This is a genomic window from Dysgonomonas gadei ATCC BAA-286, assembly GCF_000213555.1.
Taxonomy (GTDB): domain Bacteria; phylum Bacteroidota; class Bacteroidia; order Bacteroidales; family Dysgonomonadaceae; genus Dysgonomonas; species Dysgonomonas gadei.
The window spans coordinates 248387-270750 of sequence record NZ_GL891980.1 but is presented as its reverse complement, the minus strand read 5'-3'; the positions used below and the strand labels follow the sequence as shown (position 1 = coordinate 270750).

The 22364-nt window shown below is 39.6% G+C and carries 20 protein-coding genes; 9 read left to right on the top strand and 11 right to left on the bottom strand.

Annotation, left to right across the window (positions count from 1 at the left end):
• Positions 1–20 precede the first annotated feature (20 nt).
• From HMPREF9455_RS05030 to HMPREF9455_RS04995, 8 genes are all read left to right on the top strand, one after another.
• A complete protein-coding gene (locus tag HMPREF9455_RS05030; RefSeq protein WP_044215468.1) occupies positions 21–2108 on the top strand; it encodes a putative porin in 2088 nt (695 codons plus the stop codon).
• A gap of 7 nt (positions 2109–2115) precedes the next feature.
• Positions 2116–2925, top strand: coding sequence for a transporter substrate-binding domain-containing protein (locus HMPREF9455_RS05025; RefSeq protein WP_006798531.1), 810 nt, complete (start codon positions 2116–2118; stop codon positions 2923–2925).
• A gap of 219 nt (positions 2926–3144) precedes the next feature.
• The gene (locus tag HMPREF9455_RS05020; RefSeq protein ID WP_006798530.1) at positions 3145–4335 is read left to right on the top strand and encodes an AAA family ATPase; all 1191 of its coding nucleotides are present in this window, start codon (positions 3145–3147) and stop codon (positions 4333–4335) included.
• A 94-nt stretch (positions 4336–4429) separates the two neighbouring features.
• A complete protein-coding gene (gene nifJ, locus HMPREF9455_RS05015; protein WP_006798529.1) occupies positions 4430–7999 on the top strand; it encodes a pyruvate:ferredoxin (flavodoxin) oxidoreductase in 3570 nt (1189 codons plus the stop codon).
• A gap of 201 nt (positions 8000–8200) precedes the next feature.
• A complete protein-coding gene (porK, locus tag HMPREF9455_RS05010) occupies positions 8201–10393 on the top strand; it encodes a T9SS ring complex lipoprotein PorK/GldK (RefSeq protein ID WP_006798528.1) in 2193 nt (730 codons plus the stop codon).
• Positions 10394–10448: 55 nt separating this feature from the next.
• A complete protein-coding gene (gene porL, locus HMPREF9455_RS05005; RefSeq protein ID WP_006798527.1) occupies positions 10449–11399 on the top strand; it encodes a type IX secretion system motor protein PorL/GldL in 951 nt (316 codons plus the stop codon).
• Positions 11400–11445: 46 nt separating this feature from the next.
• Positions 11446–13017 (top strand): type IX secretion system motor protein PorM/GldM, encoded by a 1572-nt coding sequence (porM, locus tag HMPREF9455_RS05000; protein ID WP_006798526.1) that lies wholly within the window; start codon positions 11446–11448, stop codon positions 13015–13017.
• Positions 13018–13038: 21 nt separating this feature from the next.
• A complete protein-coding gene (locus HMPREF9455_RS04995; protein WP_006798525.1) occupies positions 13039–13899 on the top strand; it encodes a hypothetical protein in 861 nt (286 codons plus the stop codon).
• Between the two features lie 124 nt (positions 13900–14023).
• Here the strand turns inward: HMPREF9455_RS04995 and HMPREF9455_RS04990 are convergent, their stop codons facing one another.
• The 5 genes from HMPREF9455_RS04990 to ybaK all read right to left on the bottom strand — a co-directional run bounded on the left by HMPREF9455_RS04990 (position 14024) and on the right by ybaK (position 17441).
• Complete coding sequence (locus tag HMPREF9455_RS04990) at positions 14024–14578, bottom strand: 2-oxoacid:ferredoxin oxidoreductase subunit gamma family protein (RefSeq protein WP_006798524.1); 555 nt, start codon at positions 14576–14578, stop codon at positions 14024–14026.
• 10 nt (positions 14579–14588) lie between these two features.
• Positions 14589–15347: a thiamine pyrophosphate-dependent enzyme gene (locus tag HMPREF9455_RS04985; protein ID WP_006798523.1), complete on the bottom strand. Its 759-nt coding sequence runs from the start codon at positions 15345–15347 to the stop codon at positions 14589–14591.
• Between the two features lie 32 nt (positions 15348–15379).
• Positions 15380–16462 (bottom strand): 3-methyl-2-oxobutanoate dehydrogenase subunit VorB, encoded by a 1083-nt coding sequence (locus HMPREF9455_RS04980; protein ID WP_006798522.1) that lies wholly within the window; start codon positions 16460–16462, stop codon positions 15380–15382.
• A gap of 72 nt (positions 16463–16534) precedes the next feature.
• Entirely contained in the window at positions 16535–16765 is a 231-nt protein-coding gene (locus HMPREF9455_RS20960) for a 4Fe-4S binding protein (protein WP_006798521.1), read from the bottom strand.
• Positions 16766–16952: 187 nt separating this feature from the next.
• Entirely contained in the window at positions 16953–17441 is a 489-nt protein-coding gene (gene ybaK, locus HMPREF9455_RS04975) for a Cys-tRNA(Pro) deacylase (RefSeq protein ID WP_006798520.1), read from the bottom strand.
• Between the two features lie 115 nt (positions 17442–17556).
• On the opposite strand from ybaK, the gene HMPREF9455_RS04970 reads away from it, so the two are divergent.
• Positions 17557–18579 carry a DUF4349 domain-containing protein gene (locus HMPREF9455_RS04970; protein WP_006798519.1) on the top strand — a complete coding sequence of 341 codons (1023 nt, stop codon included), beginning with the start codon at positions 17557–17559 and terminating at the stop codon, positions 18577–18579.
• 49 nt (positions 18580–18628) lie between these two features.
• Here HMPREF9455_RS04970 and pdxH read toward each other — a convergent pair whose 3' ends face one another.
• From pdxH to HMPREF9455_RS04940, 6 genes are all read right to left on the bottom strand, one after another.
• Positions 18629–19267 carry a pyridoxamine 5'-phosphate oxidase gene (pdxH, locus tag HMPREF9455_RS04965; protein ID WP_006798518.1) on the bottom strand — a complete coding sequence of 213 codons (639 nt, stop codon included), beginning with the start codon at positions 19265–19267 and terminating at the stop codon, positions 18629–18631.
• Positions 19268–19949: 682 nt separating this feature from the next.
• A complete protein-coding gene (locus tag HMPREF9455_RS04960; protein ID WP_006798517.1) occupies positions 19950–20297 on the bottom strand; it encodes a DUF2023 family protein in 348 nt (115 codons plus the stop codon).
• Positions 20298–20312: 15 nt separating this feature from the next.
• A complete protein-coding gene (fldA, locus tag HMPREF9455_RS04955; protein WP_006798516.1) occupies positions 20313–20813 on the bottom strand; it encodes a flavodoxin FldA in 501 nt (166 codons plus the stop codon).
• 205 nt (positions 20814–21018) lie between these two features.
• The gene (gene rpmA, locus HMPREF9455_RS04950; RefSeq protein WP_006798515.1) at positions 21019–21282 is read right to left on the bottom strand and encodes a 50S ribosomal protein L27; all 264 of its coding nucleotides are present in this window, start codon (positions 21280–21282) and stop codon (positions 21019–21021) included.
• Positions 21283–21301: 19 nt separating this feature from the next.
• Positions 21302–21613: a 50S ribosomal protein L21 gene (gene rplU, locus HMPREF9455_RS04945; RefSeq protein WP_006798514.1), complete on the bottom strand. Its 312-nt coding sequence runs from the start codon at positions 21611–21613 to the stop codon at positions 21302–21304.
• 128 nt (positions 21614–21741) lie between these two features.
• Positions 21742–22266 (bottom strand): hypothetical protein, encoded by a 525-nt coding sequence (locus tag HMPREF9455_RS04940; RefSeq protein WP_006798513.1) that lies wholly within the window; start codon positions 22264–22266, stop codon positions 21742–21744.
• Positions 22267–22364 lie beyond the last annotated feature (98 nt).

Below are 22364 nucleotides of genomic sequence, written 5' to 3'. Positions count from 1 at the left end.
TTTTGTGTAAGTTTGCACCGATGAAAAAATATATACTGACAGCATTTCTATTTTTTGCCATATTTTCCGTGCTGAATGCTCAGGATAGCAGGCGTAGACCCAATCGGACTACTCCCACTGTTCAAAAGCAACAAACGGATTCGGTAGCACCGGTTCCGGATAATTTTCCGGTAACGGGTACAACGGTAGATACTGCCAAGGTCGACATTCCACCTATATATGGATGGAAAATTTCGCCTCGTCTGGGAGAGCGGATTTTTTTACCGATGGATACAGCCATCATTAATTTTCATCAGAGTATGCTGGTCGATGGCCTCGATGTCAATGTGGGTTATCTGGGGAATGTAGGTTCGCCGGCGCAATCGATGATATTTTTTGACCGCCCCGAATCCTCCCGCTTTGTATTTCTCGATGCCATGCACTATTGGCGTAAAGATCCGCAGGATAAATATTATCTCAATACAAAAGTTCCGTATTCCAATGTCCGCTATCAGACAGGAGGCGGAGGGCAGAGCGCTGAGCAGCGCTTGCAAACGGAGATTTCCATGAACATGGGTAAGAAACTTAATGTTGGCTTTGACTTCGACTATGTATATTCGCGGGGAAATTATACTTCGCTGTCCAATAAGCAGATGAATTATGATTTTTATGCCAGCTATATAGGCGATAAATATAAGATGCATGCCTTTCTGTCAAATAACAATTTCAACAATATAGAAAATGGCGGGATCACCAATCCTTTATATATTACCAATCCGAATTCGGATGAAATAGTACAGACGCAATTCAGAGGCAATTCTCTGGACATTCCTGTGAGGATGCAGAGTACATGGAATAAGATGCGGGGTAAGCATCTCTATGTGACCAATCGCTACGATCTGGGCAATGACGAAGAGGAATACATGGTAAATGATACGACTAAAGCCTGGCGCAAAAAAGCAAATTATATTTCTCCGGCCAGTGTGATATTCACAACTCATTATACAGATCAGAAACGCCGTTTTCTGTCCGATTATGCAGGGATGGATACGCTGTATCATTATTATAATAATATAGACGGAGAAAGTGTTGATTTGGAACCCAAATATATGAGTAATATAAATGACTTTATGTCGTATTATTCATTTAAGAATACATTTGCTTTGGCCATGAATGAAGGTTTCCGTAAATGGACTAAGTTCGGGCTGACAGCTTTTGCCGAATACGATATGCGTAAATATTCAATGCCGGGAGGATTGCCCGGACTACATGAAAGGTATAGTGAAAATGCGTTGACTATAGGAGGTGTATTGTCAAAAGAAAAAGGAAAATATCTGAGATATAAGGCCTCGGCAGAATTTAATATTCTGGATGGGAAGGATTATAAACTTGAAGGCGAAATTACCACCATGCTGAATCTTTTTGGTAAGCAGGTTTCGGCAAAAGCGAACGGATATATAAAAAGTATAAGTCCCAGTTTCTTCCAAAAGAATTTTTCTTCCAAGTATTGGAACTGGGATAGTGAGAACACCAACTTTAGTAATACCAACAGAGTATATGTAGGCGGGGAAATTAACTTTCCGGAATTATCCTTTTCCAAAACACGTATTAGCGGGGGAATGGAAAATATAAAGAATTATATCTACTATAATGAAAAAAAAGTAACGGCACAAGAATCCGGTAGTGTTCAGGTTGTTTCTTTACGGTTAGATCAAGAGCTGAAAGCCGGGATCTTTCATTGGGATAACCAGATTGTATACCAGAAGTCCGGAAATGAGAATGTCGTCCCTCTGCCCCAGCTCAGTATATATTCCAATATTTACCTGATGACCAAGATAGCAAAGGTATTGACGCTGCAAATGGGCGTTGATGGGCACTTCTTCACAGAATATTATGCTCCCGGTTATGAGCCGCTCACCATGCAGTTTTATAATCAACGGGAGGAAAAGATTGGTAATTTCCCGATAACAACGGCATATGTAAACTTACACTTGAAATTTACCCGTTTCTATATTATGATGTATAATCTGACAAATGGAATGGGGAATGGGGAATCATTTACACTCTATCGTTATCCGGTAAATCCCCGGATGTTAAAACTAGGCATTTCGTGGCGGTTCAATAATTAATTGCACCATGGCAAAGAAAAAAAATCTTGTGTCTGTTGTCCTATTTATTATAGTACTAATAATTATTTCGTTTTTTGTATTCAGGAAGAATGGGCAGCCCAAGGACTTTGCCCAGATAAAAAAGGGCGGAGTATTGCATATTGTTACAGATTATAACTCTGTCGGATACTTTGTCTCCGGAGATACTATTGCTGGGTTTAATTATGACTTGATTCAGCTGATGAAAGAGCGTATTCCCTTGAGAATAGAGATCTTATTAGAAGCCAGTCTCGATAAGAGTATTGAAGGGCTTAAGCAGGGAAAGTATGATGTCATGGCACGTAATATTCCGGTTACTTCCGAATTGCGGGGTACTCTTGTTTTTACTGAACCTGTTGCGCAAAACAGACAGGTATTGATACAGCGGAAGCAAGAGTTTAATGAAGGTGTAGAGCCTTTGCGTAGCCACCTCGCTCTGGCTAAAAAGACATTGTATGTTCCTCTCAATTCACCAGCCATATTGCGTATAAGAAATTTATCGCATGAGATAGGGGATACGATCTATATAAAAGAAGATCCTACTTATGGAGCTGAACAGTTAGCTATGCTGGTAGCATCTAAGGATATAGATTATGCAGTCTGCGATGAGAAAAGTGCGGAGAAGGTAGCTCAATCTTTGCCCGAGATAGACTATTCCACATTAATAGGTTTTACGCATATTGAAGCGTGGGCTGTAAGTGAAAAATCCCCTGTACTCTTGGATTCACTCAATACATGGATAAAGCAAATCAAAGATTCCAAAGAGTATCGTGCTATCTACCAAAAGTATTACAAATAGGATTCCGAATCTGCTATTTGCTATACAGGTCTTCTATGTTTGATAAATTATCTTTATAATATTACCTTTGTTCTCGCTTATTGTAAGTTACAGTTGTTTTTTAGCTGAATTCCATTGTTTTTTGATAAAAAATGATTAAAATTGCTATGTAGACTTTGCAATGACGCAAAAAAAAAGTACCTTCGTCAGATTTTAATTTAGATTATTAAGATTACAGAGTTGGAATCATTCTTTCGTACACATAGATATTTAGTAGAACACCTTGACAGTGTTATTCCACGATTGTTGATGAAGCAGATTGACTGGTCCCAGCGGTTGATAGGGATAAAAGGTACCAGAGGGGTTGGGAAAACTACATTTTTACTCCAATACGCAAAAGAGTTTTTCGATATAAACAGAAGGGACTGTCTCTACATAAATCTCAATCAGTTTTATTTTACCATCAGATCTATAACCAGTTTTGCCCGTGAATTCGTAGAACGTGGTGGCAAAACTTTGTTGTTGGATCAGGTTTACAAGTATCCGGACTGGGCAAGAGAGCTGAAAGAGTGTTACGAGTATTACCCGCAATTGAAGATTGTATTCACAGGTTCTACCGTTATGAAACTTCATGAAGATGAAGGCCTTTCTCCTATTGTGAATGTATATAATCTGAGAGGATTCTCTTATAGGGAATTTCTCAATATTCAGTTCGAAAAGGATTTTTCGGCATATACACTCGATGAGATTCTGACAGATCATGAAAGGATAGCCGAGGAAATTTGTACAAGGATAAGACCTCTCGATAATTTCTGGTCTTATATGCATCACGGTTATTATCCGTTTTATCTGGAGAAAAGGAACTTTTCAGAAAACCTGCTGAAAACGGTAAATATGATGCTAGAGGTAGATGTTATGTCTATAAAGCAGATAGAGTTGAGTTATCTTCCTAAATTGAGGAAGTTATTATATTTATTAGCACAATCGGCACCCGACAAGCCAAATATAAGCCAGTTGAGTATCGATTGTGAAATATCGAGGGCGACAGTTACTAATTATATGGAGTATCTGCGCAGTGCACGCCTTATAAATATGTTGTACAGAGAAGGAGAGGAATTTCCTAAAAAACCGGATTTGGTATATATGCACAATACCAATTTAATTTTTCCGCTGAAGATGTCCCAGATAGAGGATCAGGCTTTGCGGGAAACATTTTTTTACAACCAGATACATCATAGCGATTGTAAGCTAAAAAAGGGAGTCAAAAGTGGTATGTTCGTTGTAGAAAGTGATGAGAAGATATATAAATTTAAAATAGAAGGGCAAAAAAGCAGAGGTAAGAATAAGTCCGATATGTTCTATGCTGTAGCTAATCTCGATACAGGTGAAAAGAATATTATTCCTCTTTGGCTCTTCGGCTTTTTATATTGAAAATGATAACGGTTTGATTAAATATAGGTTTATATAAATCAAGCCAGCGAATTATAAAGTAAACTAAATAAGATAATCAACTATTACAAAAGGTATGGCTAAACAAAAAAAATTCCTGACTTGTGATGGTAATCAGGCCGCAGCGCATATTTCATATATGTTCAGCGAAGTAGCTTCGATCTATCCTATCACACCATCATCAACAATGGCAGAGTATGTTGATGAATGGGCGGCTGCCGGACGCAAAAACATATTCGGCGAAATACTAAAAGTACAAGAAATGCAATCTGAGGCTGGTGCAGCAGGTGCGTTGCACGGTTCACTACAAGCAGGTGCTTTGACGACTACATATACAGCCTCACAAGGTTTGTTGTTGATGATCCCTAATATGTATAAAATTGCAGGAGAGCTTCTTCCGAGCGTGTTCCACATTTCTGCACGTGCATTAGCTGCTCAGGCTCTTTCTATCTTTGGAGACCATCAGGATGTTATGGCTGCACGTCAGACAGGCTTTGCCATGTTCTTCTCAGGTTCGGTGCAGGAAGTTATGGATCTTTCAGCAGTTCCTCATCTGGCAACGCTTGAGGCTCGTATTCCATTTATGAATATTTTCGATGGTTTCCGTACTTCTCACGAAATACAGAAAGTAGAAGAAATGGATCAGAACGATCTTATTCCTCTGATTGACCAGAAAGCATTGAAAGAATTCCGCGAAAGAGCTTTGAATCCTGAAAATCCGGTAACACGTGGTACGGCCCAGAACGATGATATTTATTTCCAATCCCGTGAAGCTGCAAATAAATTTTATGATGCAGTACCTGAGATAGTAGAAAAGTATCTTGCTGAAATAACCAAGATAACTGGTCGTAAATATGGCTTGTTTGATTATTACGGAGCAGAAGATGCAGACCGCGTAATTATAGCGATGGGATCAGTAACCGAGGCTATCAAAGAGACTGTAGACTTTCTGAATGCTAAAGGTGAGAAGGTAGGTCTTGTTGCAGTTCACTTGTATCGTCCGTTCAAGGCCGAAGCATTTATGGCTGCTATACCAAAAACAGCTAAGAGAATCGCTGTACTTGACCGTACAAAAGAACCGGGTTCTCTTGGGCAGCCGCTGTATATGGATGTAAGAGACTGTTTCTATGGAAAAGAAGAAACTCCTACTATCGTTGGCGGTATTTATGGCCTTTCCTCCAAAGATACCACTCCGGCTCAAATAATGTCAGTTTATGAAAATCTGGCAATGGCTATGCCGAAGAACGATTTCACAATAGGTATTGTGGACGACGTAACATTTAAATCTCTTCCGTTGAAAGAAGAAGTTTCAGTAGATGAGTCTGCATACGAAGCGAAATTTTACGGACTAGGTTCTGATGGTACAGTTGGTGCAAATAAGAATACTGTAAAAATTATTGGCGATAATACGGATAAATATTGTCAGGCATATTTTGCTTATGACTCTAAGAAGTCGGGAGGTTTCACTGCTTCTCACCTTCGTTTCGGTGACAATCCTATCCGTTCCACATATTTGGTTAATACACCGAACTTCGTAGCATGTCACGTTCCAGCTTACCTTCATCTTTATGATGTAACTAAAGGTTTGAAGAAAAACGGTACATTCCTTCTTAACTCAGTATGGGATAAAGAAGATGTAGGAAACTATCTTCCTGATAATGTGAAGAAATATCTGGCTGTAAATAATATCAATTTCTATATTATCAATGCAACTAAGATTGCTACTGAAATTGGTCTTGGAGGTCGTACAAACACGATCCTTCAATCTGCATTCTTCAAAATTTCAAATGTGATCCCTTACGATTTAGCTGTTGAACAGATGAAGAAATTCATCGTTAAGTCATACGGTCGTAAAGGAGAAGACGTAATTAAGAAGAACTATGCTGCGGTAGACCGTGGTGTTGAAGTAGAAAAAGTAGAAGTACCTGCCGAATGGGCTAATATAGTAGTTGGTAAATCTGTAGAAGATGATGCTCCTGAATTTATCAAGAAAGTGGTACGTCCGGTTAATGCACAGCGTGGTTACGATCTTCCTGTATCTGTATTCGTTGGGCGTGAAGACGGTACATGGGATCATGGTACAACCGAGTACGAAAAACGCGGAGTGGCAGCTTTCGTCCCTGTTTGGGAAGCTGAAAACTGTATACAGTGTAACCAATGTGCTTATGTGTGTCCTCATGCTACTATCCGTCCATTTGTACTGGATGCAACAGAACAGTCTAGGGTTCCGGAAGGCGTAGAATTGCTTAAGGCTCAAGGTAAACAATTTGATGGAATGGGATTCCGTATTCAGGTAGACGTGTTAGACTGTCTTGGTTGTGGAAACTGTGCTGATATCTGCCCTGGCAAAAAAGGTAACTCAGCACTTAAGATGGTTGAAATCGGCACACAATTCCCTGAACAAAATAACTGGGATTTCATGATAAAGAATGTAACCAGCAAGGCTCATCTTGTGGATACTAAACTGAATGTGAAAAACTCTCAGTTTGCAACTCCATTATTCGAGTTCTCCGGGGCATGTTCCGGTTGCGGTGAAACTCCATATATCAAACTTGTTACTCAATTGTTTGGTGATCGTATGTTGATTGCTAATGCAACGGGTTGTACTTCTATCTATGGTGGTTCGGCTCCTTCAACTCCTTATCGTAAGAATGAAGAGGGTAAAGGTCCGGCATGGGCTAACTCTCTATTCGAAGATAATGCTGAGTTTGGTCTTGGATATGCTCTTGCAAACATCACAATGCGTGATCGTATCCAGAAATTGATGACTCAGGCTCAGGACTGTGATAAATGCTCTCCTGAACTGAAAGCTCTTTATAAAGAATGGATCGAGAATAAAAATGAAGCAGAAAAAACAAAAGAACTTCATGCTCAGATAATGCCATTGCTTGAAGTAGAAAAAGAAAACTGCGAATATTGTAAAGAAATCTATTCATTGAAACAATATATCATCAAACGTTCTATCTGGATCTTTGGTGGTGACGGTTGGGCTTATGATATAGGTTTCGGAGGTCTTGACCATGTGATTGCTTCGGGCGAAGATGTAAATATTCTTGTACTCGATACAGAAGTTTACTCCAATACAGGAGGTCAGTCTTCGAAATCTACTCCGGTAGCTGCTGTTGCTAAATTTGCCGCTGCAGGTAAGAAAATCCGTAAGAAAGATCTTGGTATGATTGCCACCACTTATGGTTATGTATATGTAGCTCAGGTAGCGATGGGCGCTAATCAGGGACAATGTCTGAAAGCGATTAAAGAAGCAGAAGAATACAAAGGTCCATCATTGGTTATCGCATATTCACCATGTATCAGTCACGGATTACGCAAAGGAATGGGGCATGCACAAGATGAAGAAAAAGCAGCTGTTGCTTGCGGATACTGGCACTTGTGGCGTTACAATCCGATGTTGGAGGAAGAAGGAAAGAATCCGTTCACTATGGATAGTAAAGAACCGGATTGGTCTAAATTCCAAGAGTATCTGGGTAGTGAGGTTCGTTATACTTCTCTTCAGAAATCGAATCCGACAGAAGCATCAGATCTGTATAAAGCTGCTCAGGATAATGCGATGTGGCGTTACAAAGGCTATCAGCGTCTTGCTGCTGCCACATTTGAAAAATTCGATGAAACATCCGAGCTTCAAAATTAATGCTTGTTAGTTATTAATATATAATAACATTTAGAGGGCCGGTCATTATGACTGGCCCTCCTTTTTTGTTAAAAGCCTTATCTCTACATGTTTATTAAAAATAAAGAATGTCAATTTAATATATAAAAGAATTCTAAATTAAAAAATATGTATTATCTTTGCCAAACCTGATATATAGTTATTATAACTGATACAAAACATATGAACAAAAAGACTTTACTGACTTCACTACTATTGATTTGTGTATCAATAGTTTCCTTCGCACAGACAAACCAATCTGAGCAATATTCCGTCCCGACGCGGAATGAATATTTACAGAAAGACCCTGTTTGGTTTATTTCCATAGGAGCCGGAGGGCAGGTTTATTTCGGAGAAGATGATAATGGAGTACCGGGCAATCGTATAGGCCTGGATAAAAGAGTGACTTTCGCGCCCACATTGACAATCGGGCGACGAATGAGTAATATAATAACCCTTCGCTTGCAACTTTCGGGCGGTAGTCTGCATGGTTTCAATGATGGTTGGAACGGGACTTACACCCGCTGGTGGAAAGATGGAGCTAATGGGGAGGATTTTATGCGCCTATCTAAAGACCCGCAATGGGATTATATGGGTTGGGTAGAATCTACTGATGGAGTTAATGGTGATTATTATTATGGGCCTGTAGATGGTACAGGAGTGCCTGTATATCATCCGGTAAGAGGAGGTAAGTTTGGTGCCGAAAACCAAAATTACTATATGCAGCATATGCGTTATTTTAGTGCAACAGGAGATATCTCGTTGAATTTGTTGAATCTATTAAAAGGATATCAACCAAATCGTAGATTTGAAGTATCACCTTTTGCGGGTGTGGGTTGGTATCAACGTTTTGCGCATATGGGTACACTCAATAATACATTCTTTGGCGGTAGCTTAGGTCTGAATTTAGGTTTTAACTTAACCAGAAAGTTTCAAATCTTTGCTGAAGGTAGAGGTGTTATTGTAAACGATAAATTTGATGGACAACAAGGTGATATGAGTAATAATGGTATTGCTCAGGCTACAATGGGGGTAACATATAAATTCGGAGAGCCGAAATATATTGATCCGGCTATTGAAACGCGTTTAGTTATGCCATATAATATAGCACGGGGATGTGACAATATGGTACTTGTACCCGGAGGTAATATAGAGATGGGTACCGGTGTAGACCCACTTTGGGGCGACTCGGTTCCACGCAAATTGGTTGCAGTAAGTCCTTTCTGGATGGATGAAACGGAAGTGACGAATAAACAATATCGTGAATTTGTTTACTGGGTACGTGATTCCATCATCAGGGAGCGTTTGGCAGATCCGGCTTATGCAGGAGATCCTACATATAAAGTATTGGTGAGACCAAGTGATAATTCTTTCACTTCTGTAGGGCAACGGTTGAACTGGACTAAACCAATTCCGTGGAAAAATCCGACAAGCAGAGAGTCTGCCGCTATTAACAGTGTAGTAGGAGGGAATCCTTTTGGAGCAGATAAAAGTGGATTGCTTGTTTCGGCAATGAATTATAAATATGATTGGTTCGACTCTAAGAGTTATTATGCTTTCTTAGGTAAGATGCGTGCAGGTGAAGCTACTGCTATCGCTATTACAAAAGATACAGCATATGTAAATTCGAGAGGGGATATTGTTCGCGAAACATTGTCAAGGATGTCTCACGGTGACCGGATCGATTTTACGAATACTTATATAGTAAATATATACCCTGATGTAATGAGCTGGATGACAGACTTCGCGAATGCAAAAAGCGAGCGTTATGTAGAAAGCTATTTTACAACTAAGGCTTATGATAATTTCCCTGTGGTTGGTGTATCCTGGGAAGCTGCCGATGCATACTGCGCATGGCGTACAGACCGTTATATTGCTGAAGGTAAATGCACTCAGGCTGGTTTTGAAGGTTATAGATTACCTACAGAAGCAGAGTGGGAGTTTGCTGCCAGAAACGGACGTTCCGAATTGGAGTATCCATGGTATTCGGATCAAACCCATACAACAGATGGTTTGGCACATGCTAATTTCAGGGCATCTAAAGACTTAAAAGATTTGGTATCTCCTGTGGCAACATTCCTGCCTAACCGTTTCGGTTTGTATGATATGGCCGGAAATGTAGCCGAGTGGACTACTACATCATTTACCGAGTCTGTAGACCGTATGGCTGATGAGGCTAATCCGGATTTCAGCTATAGAGCAGTACTGGCTGACCCTGCTATCCTTAAACGTAAAATAGTAAAGGGTGGTTCATGGAAAGATGCAACAGTGCGTTCGGGAGACAGATCTGTGGAGTTCCAGGATAAAGGCCGTTCATTCATCGGTTTCAGATGTGTGAGATCATGGGGTGTTGATGAAAAGGGAAGATTTAGATAATAAATCCGTTAAATATAAGTTTATACTTATATAACATTACATATAGTTAAGCAAAATGACGAAGAAGGAGAGCATTAAACATTTTATATCCAGCCGGAAAGGTCAGATAATATTCAACTATTTATATAGTTGGGGAGCTGCAGTAGTTATTATTGGAGCCATGTTTAAGATAATTCATCTTCCTTTTGCCGATTATATATTAATGGCAGGGATGATTACCGAGGCGGTGGTTTTCTTTATCTCAGCATTCGATTATATCTCTCCGACTCCGGCAACAGAAACTGTTTCTAATGCAGGGGTGATTATAGGCAGTAGTGTAACAGGCGGTACAGTTGTAACTCCTCAGACGGCAGCTGCTGTAAGAGCAGAATCGGTTAAGGGTAAAGTCGAAGGCTCTGGCCCCGTAGTTGTTGTTGCAGGTGGCGGAGGTGGAAATATCTCCGGAGGAAGTTTTTCAGGCTCAGGGACGACATCTGCCGGTAGCGGCGGAGGTGGTAATGGAGGTAATGCCGGAGTAAATCAGGCAGCGTCAACGGGAACATATTCTTCAGGTGCGTCAGGTGGAGCGAATACTTCAGCAAAAAATATAACGCCTGAATATGCTCAGAGTTTAAATGATACTGCTCAAAATCTGGAAGAATTTTCTACTACGATACAATCGTTGAATGAAGCATCTCAGAAACTGTTGGGAGCTTATAAGCACATTACCGAAACTCAAGGTTTTGTAGATAACTTAGCGACATTAAATCAGAATGTAAGTGGGCTGAACGATGTATTCAATACACAGCTACAGACTATAACAGAGCAAATGTCGGCCATCAGATATATAAACGATAGTTTGATCCGTATGAAAGGTTTATATGACGGAGCTATCGGCGATAGTTATATGTTCAGAGAAGAATCTGCAAAAATGACTAAGCATATAGAAGCGTTGAACAACGTATATGCTCGTTTATTACAGGCTATGACAACAAATAATAACAATATGAACCCAACTAATTTTTAAGTAAAGGTCATTAGGCTTAATTTGAAAATTAAAAAGAAGATAACTGATGGCATTAAGTAGAGGGCAAATGACGCGGCAGAAGATGATAAATCTGATGTATCTGGTTTTTATTGCTATGCTCGCTTTAAATGTATCCACAGAAGTACTCGATGGATTCGTATTGGTAAATGATAATCTTCAGGAGAATATAGAGGTCACATCTGCACGGAATAAACAGATTTATGCAGATATAGATCAGGCATATGCCAATAATAAGGAAAAAACGCAGGTAGGATTTGATATATCACGGGATATAAGGCGCAAAACCGATTCACTCTTCAACTATATACAATACCTGAAACAGGAGATTGCAAAAAAAAGTGATGGAGCGGATGCCGATATTAATAATCTGAAGTCGAAAGACAATCTTGATGCTTCTTCCGAAATAATGATCTCTCCCGTCGGCGGACAGGGGAATAAACTGAAAAAAGCGTTGGATGAATACAGAGAAAGCATATTAACCCTGATATCTGATAATACAAAGAAAGATGTGGTTAATAAGACTTTGTCTACTCAGCCAAATGAAAGGGCTAAGAAAGACGGGAAAAGCTGGTTACAGGCTTCTTTCGACAGAATGCCAAGCATTGCGGCCATAACTTTTTTATCGGAGTTACAGGTGAATGTGAAGCAGGCGGAAGGAGAAGTACTGAATAATTTGATTCAGGATATTGATATAAAAGACATGCGGGTCAATCAATTGAGTGCTTTTGTCGTTCCTCAATCTAGCATGGTAATGCGAGGGACAACATATTCGGCACAGATTATCATGGCTGCGGTTGATACAACACAGCGTCCCCGTATCGTTGTCAATGGCAAAGAGTTGCCGGAAGATAAAAACGGTTTATATGAATTTGCCGCTACAGGTACAGGAAAGCAGACTTTCAATGGATTCATAGAGATGCTTGACCGGAGCGGGTTCCCATTGAAACGGGAGTTCACTCAGGAATACACAGTTATGGAACCGATGGCTACAGTTGCACCTTTATTGATGGATGTACTATATTCGGGTATTCCTAATCAGATAAGTATATCTGTTCCCGGTGTTCCAATTAGCGAAGTTTCGGCAAGCGCTGTAGATGGTGGAACTTTGAGTGCATCAGGCAATGGAATTTGGGTAGCTTCGCCTTCTCCGTCTAAAATAGGGCAAAAATTTGTAATTGCCGTATCTGCAAGAGTGAATGGAGCAATTCAAACTGTAGCAAGAAAAGAATTCAGGATACGTCCATTACCTCCGGCATTAGCATATATTGATTATAAAGATGCTAATGGTAATCAGAGGAAGTTTAGAAAAGGCGCTTTGTCCAGAGCTCTGATACTAAATTCCCCGGGGATTAAGGCTTCAATAGATGATGGTATTCTTGATATTCAATTTACGGTATTAAGTTTCAGAACATATTCGTTTGATGCAATGGGAAATACTACACCGGAATTATCGAATGGTGCTAATTTCTCTCAACGGCAGATAGAACAAATAAGAAAAATGAATAGAGGGACACGTTTCTTCATTGGCGATATCAAGGTAAAAGGCCCTGATGGAGTCGAACAGGAAACAAACCCAATGCAAGTAACGATCAATTAATTAACACAAAAATAGCATATTATGAAATCTATCATTTCATTAATGTTTGGCGGATTACTGATAACAGGTTCGCTTTTCGCACAAAACTACGCAAATAACAGACCTCGGATCTTAGATGAAGTATCAGTTGTAACTTCTACATCAGAGGATATGGCTACTGATATCTCTACAAGAGAATTATCAGTTATGGAAAATTCAATGAATGATTATTCTTCCTCAATCTGGTCGCGCGAGATTTACCGTCAGATTAGTGATGTAGAAGGCAATGAAACATTCTTTTATCCTCAGACATCTACAGAGCAGAGAGCCAATCTGTTCTCGTTGTTAGTAAACCTTTTGAGTACAAATACAATAAACGGATATAAATACGAAGCTCAGCCGGAGTTGGGGGTGAAACTCACCGGAAAAGAAACTCTGGAAGAAGCTGCTATTCCTTTTATGGAAGCTAGTGATAAAACTCTTAATGTGAAAAGAGAAGATATCCCGTCCGATAAGATAACCCACTATCTGGTGAAAGAGAGATGGTATTTCGATGCCAAGACATCCAAAGGAGATGTGCGAGTGACACATATTTGTCCGGTACTGTTCGAAAAGGGCAAATATTTCCCATTATTCTGGGTTCGCTTCGATGATGTCAGTGTATATCTGGCAAGAGCCGTATCGCCGGTAGGAGTAGCTAATGTAACTCCTGTTTTGACGAATACTTCTATGTTTGATATTATCCGTAACAGATGGTATAGAGGTTGTATATATCAGGTGGGAATGAGACAATTGTCTGCTCACTTCCCTGAAATGAAAGACCTGATAAATGAACGTAAGCGTATCGAGAATGAACTGGACTATATACAGTCTAAATTCTATGCTGCGGAAAGAAGAAGATAAGAGGAATTAGTATTATATAATAAGCCTTGTAGAAATATCTATAGGGCTTTTTCTTTTTTATAGAAAATTAAAAATCCCCTGAGCCGATTATCAGGGGATTATATATTCTTTTTAATCGTACCTATTAGCTAGGCTTCTGCACCTCCTGTATTATCTCCATTCCTTTCAGAATAGCTTGTTCATTCATCGGTAGTAACTTATGATGACGTTCAGGCAGTGATTTTTTCAGCCCCAGCATAACATTATCAAGTTGCACCATCGGAGATACTTTAAGAAGGCCACCCAGCACTATCATATTAAATGCCTTTGTATTCTGCATCAATGTAGCTGTATCTATTGCCTCTATTTTGTAAATATATATATCTTTCCTTGTCGGCGGGTGCTGGAATCCGCTGGGATCATATATTAATATTCCTCCTGGTTTTACATGTGGCTCGAACTTGTCGAGTGAAGGCTGATTGAGGATAATTGCTATATCGTATTCGTTCACAATAGGCGAACTGATGGCATTATCGCTTAGTATAACTGTTACGTTAGCAGTACCACCACGTTGTTCCGGACCATATGATGGAAACCATGAAACTTCCTTATCTTCCATCAGCCCCGAATAAGCCAGTATCTTACCCATCGACAGCACTCCTTGTCCTCCAAAACCTGCTATTATTACTTCTTGTGTCATACCTTCTCTTTTAGATATTTTTTAAGTCGCCCATTGGATAAACAGGGAACATATTTTCTACCATCCAGTCATTTGATGCCTGTGGCGTCATTTTCCAGCCGGAACTACAAGTTGATACTATCTCAACGATGGATGTCCCTTTATTCTCCATAGAGTTTTCAAACGCTTTGCGAATCATGCGCTTTGCCTTTTTTACGGTTGCTGCTGTATGCACACTCTGACGAGTCGCAAGGCATACACCCGGTAATTGTGCCAGCAAATCGGTTATCTTGAGAGGGTAACCATTTTCATACACATCACGTCCGTTGGGCGTTGTGGCAGTTTTCATATCCAGAAGGGTAGTCGGCGCCATCTGTCCTCCGGTCATGCCATATATACCATTATTAATAAATATAATAGCAATATTTTCTCCTCTGTTCGCAGCATGTATTGTTTCTGCTGTACCGATGGCTGCAAGGTCTCCGTCACCCTGATAAGTGAATACCATTTTTTCGGGATTAAGACGTTTGACGGCCGTAGCTACTGCCGGAGCACGTCCGTGAGCTGCCTCTTGCCAGTCTACATCCAGATAGTTGTATGCGAAAACGGCACAACCTACAGGTGCAATAGCGATGGTTTTGTCCATGATTCCCATTTCTTCCACCACTTCGGCAATTAATTTATGTACAACCCCGTGTGAGCAGCCGGGGCAATAATGCATCTCGACATCGTTCATCAATGCAGGTTTTGCATATACGAGATTAGCCGGATCTATAATATTTGTACTCATAATCTTAAAATTTGAATTTGAAAATACTGTTTTTAGCAGTCAAACTTACGTTGCAGAGCATCTACCACTTCGCTTGGAGTAGGTACAATACCTCCCAGACGACCATAATGTTCTACTTTTACTTTTCCGCTTACAGCCAGACGAACGTCTTCTACCATTTGGCCGGCATTCATCTCTACTGTAAGTATTCCTTTTATTTTGGATGCATATTTGTCTATTTCTTTTGAAGGGAACGGCCAAAGCGTGATAGGGCGGATAAGTCCTACTTTTATCCCTTGTGCACGTGCCAGATCCATTGCTTTTTGGCATATACGTGCTGCAGAACCGAATGCTACCAATATGTAGTCGGCATCTTCACAATTGATTTCCTGATGCAGGCATAGTTCTTTTTCAATTTTCCTGTACTTTGCCTGAAGACGGAGATTGTTTACCTCCATTTTATTCGAATCCAGTTCGAGAGTGGTTATTATCGTAGGCTTCTTTCCCGGTAGCCTGCCCAATGTTGCCCATGGACATTGTTCTCTGATTTCGGCATCTGTTCTTCTGCGTGTGTATGCAGGAAGTTTGACTTTTTCCATCATCTGACCGATAACTCCATCGGTAAGTATCATTGCCGGAGTTTGATATTTAAAAGCGAGATCGAATCCCAAAGTGACAAAATCTGCCATTTCCTGCACAGAGCTGGGAGCAAGTGTAATTAATTTATAATCTCCGTGGCCTCCTCCTTTTACAGCCTGAAAGTAATCGGCCTGCGATGGCTGTATGGTACCTAATCCGGGACCTCCACGCATTACATTTACCAGTAAGCAAGGCAGTTCGCCTGCGGCGATATATGACACCCCTTCGAGCATAAGGCTCATTCCGGGGCTGGATGACGAGGTCATAACTGCTTTTCCGCAGCCTGCGCCACCGTATACCATATTGATAGATGCAGTTTCACTCTCAGCCTGAAGTACAACCATTCCTGTCGTTTTCCAGGGAGCCTCGGCCATTAATGTTTCCATTATTTCCGATTGAGGAGTTATTGGGTATCCGAAGTAGCCATCAGCACCGTATCTGATTGCAGCATGAGCTATGGCTTCGTTGCCTTTCATTAAAAATATTTCTTCTGACATAAGCTTTTGATTGATTAAAAAAACGAATCACGGATAGTCGGGCCGACAGGCACAGACCGGTAATTCGTTATACTACTCAAATTTTTTCTTGTAAATAGTGAGACATCCGTCAGGACATACATAACCACAATTGGCACAACCGATACAAGCTTCGGGATTTTTCATGAAAACGTAGTGGTATCCTTTCTGATTTACATTTCGGGGCTGAAGCTCCAAAACATCGCAAGGGCATGAAACTACACATAGATTACAGCCTTTGCAGCGTTCTTCATTAACTACGACTGTTCCTTTGATTTTGGCCATTTCCTTATAATAATTATTTTAGCATTACTTTTCCGCTAGGGAATTTTCATAAGATCCTAGCACAAAGGTATGCGTATTTATTTTTATATTCCTCTTTTTGGATAATAAAGATGTTAAAAAAAATCATGTCTCTAAACATATTATTATTTTTTAGGAGAATATGAGTGCTTGAATTTCAGTTGGTTGTCTATGCAATATTGCATTCCGCTATTTTTTCTGTCTTTATGTCAACTACTTGGATTAAATCGTCCGGCCTTATCTGAATCTGCAGACCTCTTTTTCCTGCGCTTACATAGATAAAGTTATACTCTTTGCATGAAATATCTATATATGTCGGAAATTTCTTTTTCATTCCTATGGGAGAGCAGGCTCCTCTGATATAACCTGTGACATTCAGCAAATCTTTCATCGGTATCATGTCACAGCTCTTGTTGCCGGATACCTTAGCCGCTATTTTCAAGTCCAGTTCTCCGTTTCCCGGAATAATGCAGACAAAATAACCCGATTTATCCCCTTTCAATACCAGTGTTTTGAATAGTTGTTCTACAGGCTCGTTCAGTTGTTCGGCAACATGTATGGCACTTAGGTCTGATTCGTCGACTTCATAGGGAATAAGTTTATACTCTATTTTTTCTTTGTCCAGTAATCTAACCGCGTTTGTTTTCTCTATTTTCATAGCTGGCATACCTTACTTTTTTCGCTGTTTAAAACAAATAATTTATCAAGATGTTTATGGAATTAACCATTTATAGTCATCTATTAACTAAAACACGAATTTAAACATTTATATCATGAAAAACATAACTAATCTTTTTATAATAGCTATCATAGGATTTTCTGGCATGTTGTCCTGTGGCAACAGTAATAAGAGTAATCTGTCTGAACAATCTTATGAGATGTCAATGACTGCTGTAGAAGATGAAAAAAGCAGTGCAGATCAAGCTCTCGACGAAGCATATGAAGTGGTAAAGAAAGAGAAAGCTCCTGCTACTACACTCAAATTCACTCCGCCACAGATTGTTCCTAACTTTATTACCTCTTCTGCTGCCGTTGCCACCTACGATGATGGTGTACATAAATTTATTCGTACTGCCTCTACAAAATTCAAAGTGAGAGAGGTTGTTTCTGCTACGCAGAAGATAGAGGATATAGCACTAAAAAACAGAGGCTTTATTATTAAATCTGCCATTAATAACGAGAACTTATATTCGGAGACTGTTGATATTTCAAAGGATTCCTCAATAGTCAACTATTCGTGTAATCTTATTGCGACCATCGAATTGAAAGTTCCTGCATTATTGCTCGATTCGGTATTGCGTCAGATAGCTCCTTTGGCTGTTTTAGTAGATTACCGCACGGTAGATGCACAGGACGTTACTGTTAAGCTGATGTCCGATCAATTAGCGCAGATTCGCCTGGCTAAGAGGCAAAAGCGTATATCTAATGCGATCAGTACAACCGGACGTAAACTCGATGATGTAATGGTTGCCGAAGATGCTTTGGATGCAAGCCTCGAAGATGCTGACAGGAAAGTGATCTCCGAATATATGACTAATGAGCAGGTTGCATACAGCACTATAAGTATAAGCATGTATCAGGACAGAATAGAGTATTCTGAGAAGATACTTCGCAAAACCGCAGTTAAGGAGTACACCCCGGGTTTTGGATCCAAATTGTTAGATGCATTGGCCGGCGGTTGGTCTATTATCAGCGCTATATTTCTTATGCTGGTATATGTCTGGCCACTCATCATTGTTTCTGCTATTGGTGTATTTATCTTTCTGAAGATAAGGAAAAGGAATAAGCAGAAATAATTATAGTATGAAGGAGATAAATAATTTCTGTATTTGTCTCCTTTATGCTTTATGGAGCTAAACGCTCGATCTTCCAGTCCCCGTCTACCCTTGTATATTGTATCCGGTCGTGCAGGCGGCTTTTGCGTCCCTGCCAGAATTCAATGAGAGTTGGCTTAACGATGTATCCTCCCCAGTTTTCGGGACGGCTTATCTCTTTCCCTGCAAAACGGGCTTCGAAGTCAACCATAAGTTGCTCCAGATATTGTCTGTCAGGTATTACCCGGCTTTGAGGCGATGCCCATGCCCCCAATTTACTCTTGGCAGGGCGCACTTCGAAATATAAGTCGGAATCAGCTTCCGCTATTTTTTCTACAATACCTTCAATCCTCACCTGCCTTTCCAGTTCATGCCATGCAAAGTTGAGGGCGCAATGGTTATTCTCAGCTATTTGTATTGCCTTCTTACTATCGTAATTAGTAAAGAATACAAAGCCTTCCGGTTTTATTTGCTTTAGTAAAACAATACGGGAAGATGGTTTGCCGTCACTGGTCGCTGTAGCCAGATTCATGGCGTTAGGTTCCAATGCTTCGGCAGCTACAGCTTCATTAAACCAGCGTTCGAACATGTTAATAGGGTCGGGTGTAACTTCCTTTTCTTCCAGTGTTTTTAGGGTAAAGTCTCTGCGTATATTGAATAGATCAGTCATTTTATCGGTATTTATTGATTATCAAAAATACTTAAAAGTTGACAAAGTTGACACTTTTTACAGGAAACAGTCAACAATAATTCTCTCGCAAAGATGCGAAGACACAAAGTCTAACCCATTGCCCTGTTTGTATTTATTAACTATATTCAGTTAAAACCTGACACATCTGACAGCTTTTCCATTATTTTTATCTTGCGTATTTTGTATCCATTAACTATATATAGTTAAAAAGTAACAAAAGTAACGGAAACAATTAAAAATTAAGAATGAATAATTAAGAATTGTGTTTTTGTTACTTTTTCAAAAACCTGACAAAGTTGACACTTTTGCAATGTTTTTCATTGTTACCTTTCCAATTTAAAAAAGTAACAAAGGTAACACTATTTTCAGTTAACAGTTAGCAGTCATCAGTCATCAGTTAACAGTTAGAAGCCCTTTATACTTATTACTCAATACTTACTACTTTGAAAAGGTAACAAAGGTTACACTTTTTATACTTATTCTTTTTAGCCTCATTGTAAGTCCTAGGGGGCCATCAATATTTCAAAGAACTAACAGCTATAAGCTAAAGGCTAGTAGCTCCTACCTATAGATAAAAGATTAGAAATAATATAAAAAAATTCCCGCTGACATCTCGTCTGCGGGAACCTAAGATCAACTAAAAAAACTATCAATAGAAAAGTTATGCTAAACAAAGTATGTTCTTTTCCTTTTCTTTTTGCTTTTTACAGTATCGGTTGCATTGTTCACTGATACTGTATCCGAGTAATATGCCAAGTATAAAGTCTTCTTCGGGAGTCAGCAGGTTCAACGGCTTGTCGCCACAAATCCTGTTTGCCACATTCAGGCATTCATCTTTTCCGAAGAACACATTTATATTGCCATTTTTTAATCGTTGTATTTTGTAACTGATTCCGTTTTTCTCCAATTTCCAGATTACTTTTTCTTCTGTATCTGCGGTCAGGGTGCATAGCATCAGGTCGCGGACACCTTTCTTGTATTCGTAAATGAGATGGTAGAAAACACGCATAAATCGGTTGGTTTATTAAATTACCTTTTTCAAATCTTCAGTCCAGAGCGCAATACGTTGGTCTGTCAGGCTCGATTCGTTATCATTGTCTATTAACAGGCCTACAAACTGGCCGTCTACTACAGCTTCCGAACTGTCGTATGTGTAACCTTCCGTACTTACCTGACCGATAAACTCACAGCCTTTGCCTTTTATTGCATCATATATTTTACCTACTGCATCTCCGAATGTATCGCTGTATGATGAGGAATCACCGCAACCAAAAAGAGCGACTTTCTTACCACTCAGGTCAGCGGCTTTCACCTTGTCGATATAATATTCCCAGTCGTCTTGCAAATCTCCAAGACCTAATGTAGGTGATCCGAACAAAAGAACGTCATAAGCCGCATAGTTCGTATCAGCTTTAGATACGTCGTGTAAATCAGCTTTATCTACATTTAGCTTTTTTGCAATTTCTTCTGCAACATCTTGTGTGTTTCCGGTTGTAGAGCCGTAATATATTCCAATCTTAGACATATTGTAAATGAATTATAATTTAGTAATGCAAAGAAACAGGATATATCGGAGTGGGGCAATACCGAAAAATAATGAAATTTATAGGCAAAACTACTTACTTATGAGTAGGAGCATGCTAATTCTTTTGTGTTTGTGCAGAATATTCAAAATAAAAAAAGCAGACTGAATAATCAATCTGCTCTCTTTATACCGTTTAAACTATATTTTAAGCTTCTGCCTTAGGAAGAACAGAAACATAAGATCTATCGTTTTTCTTTTTGCGGAATGATACTACTCCGTCTGTCAATGCAAACAAAGTATGATCTTTTCCGATACCTACATTTTCACCAGGGTGATGTGTTGTACCTCTCTGACGAACTATAATATTCCCGGCTTTAACTATTTCTCCGCCGAATGCTTTAACGCCTAATCGTTTACTTTCCGATTCACGGCCGTTTTTCGAACTACCTACACCTTTCTTGTGTGCCATTTTCTTCTGTTTTTACTGATTAAGCAATAATTTCTTTAACTACAACTTCTGAAAATTGTTGACGGTGACCGTTCAATTTACGGTATCCTTTTCTTCTTTTCTTGTGGAATATAAGCACTTTGTCTCCTTTTGCCTGAGATATTACTTCTACTACCACTTTAGCGCCTTCTACAGTAGGAGCACCTACAGTTACAGCACCATCTTTGTCAACTAATAATACTTTTTCGAACTCTACTTTAGAGCCATTTTCTGCGTTGATTCTGTGAACGAACAACTTTTGGTCTACTTCAACCTTCATTTGTTGCCCCTGAATGTCTACGATAACGTACATCTGTTTTTATATTTACAGGTTATGTGCCTGAGGCGAACCGGTTTACACAGGTTTCTTGTTAGCCTATTAGCAATCGGGTGACAAAAGTAATGAAATATTGTGGAATATTCAAATTTTTTTATACGATATTATTCCTTATTATCTATAATAGTAAGGGTACCTTCTATATTGTCCAGCATTGGTATGTTTATATCGCCGCCTATTTCGGTTATAATGGCTTTGATTGCCTGTTTGTCAACTTTGGATATGGTGGTGAGCCTTTTGCCTGTTATGATATTTGTCCCCGACATGTAACCTAGTATACCGTCTACGATAAATATACTGTCGCCCTTTGTTGTGTATGTACTCTTTCTATTTCTTGCATAAGTGCCGTTTTGCGGATTTACAGCCAGGGTAGTTATAGCCCCCATGGTCGGGTTGTTTTCATCTACATCGAAAACTCTTCTTATCTCCAGTAATTCTGCGTCTCTTACAAACATACTGTTTACACGTTCATCCACAGTAGGGTCATTGGATTTTAGTACACGCTTCTCATTAAGCCATTCACCGTCTAGCGATGCAGGAGGCTTTGGTTCATAATCATCGCCGCATGAATAAAAACAGATACTGATGATGATGATAAGCAGTGTGGGGAAGATGTTATTTTTATTCATCTGTCAAAGGTTTGTTTTGTAAAATGTTTCTGCAAAGATATATATATTTTTTTCTTCAATGAATTTATCATAGTTAAATGGTGTGTATGAACGATTAT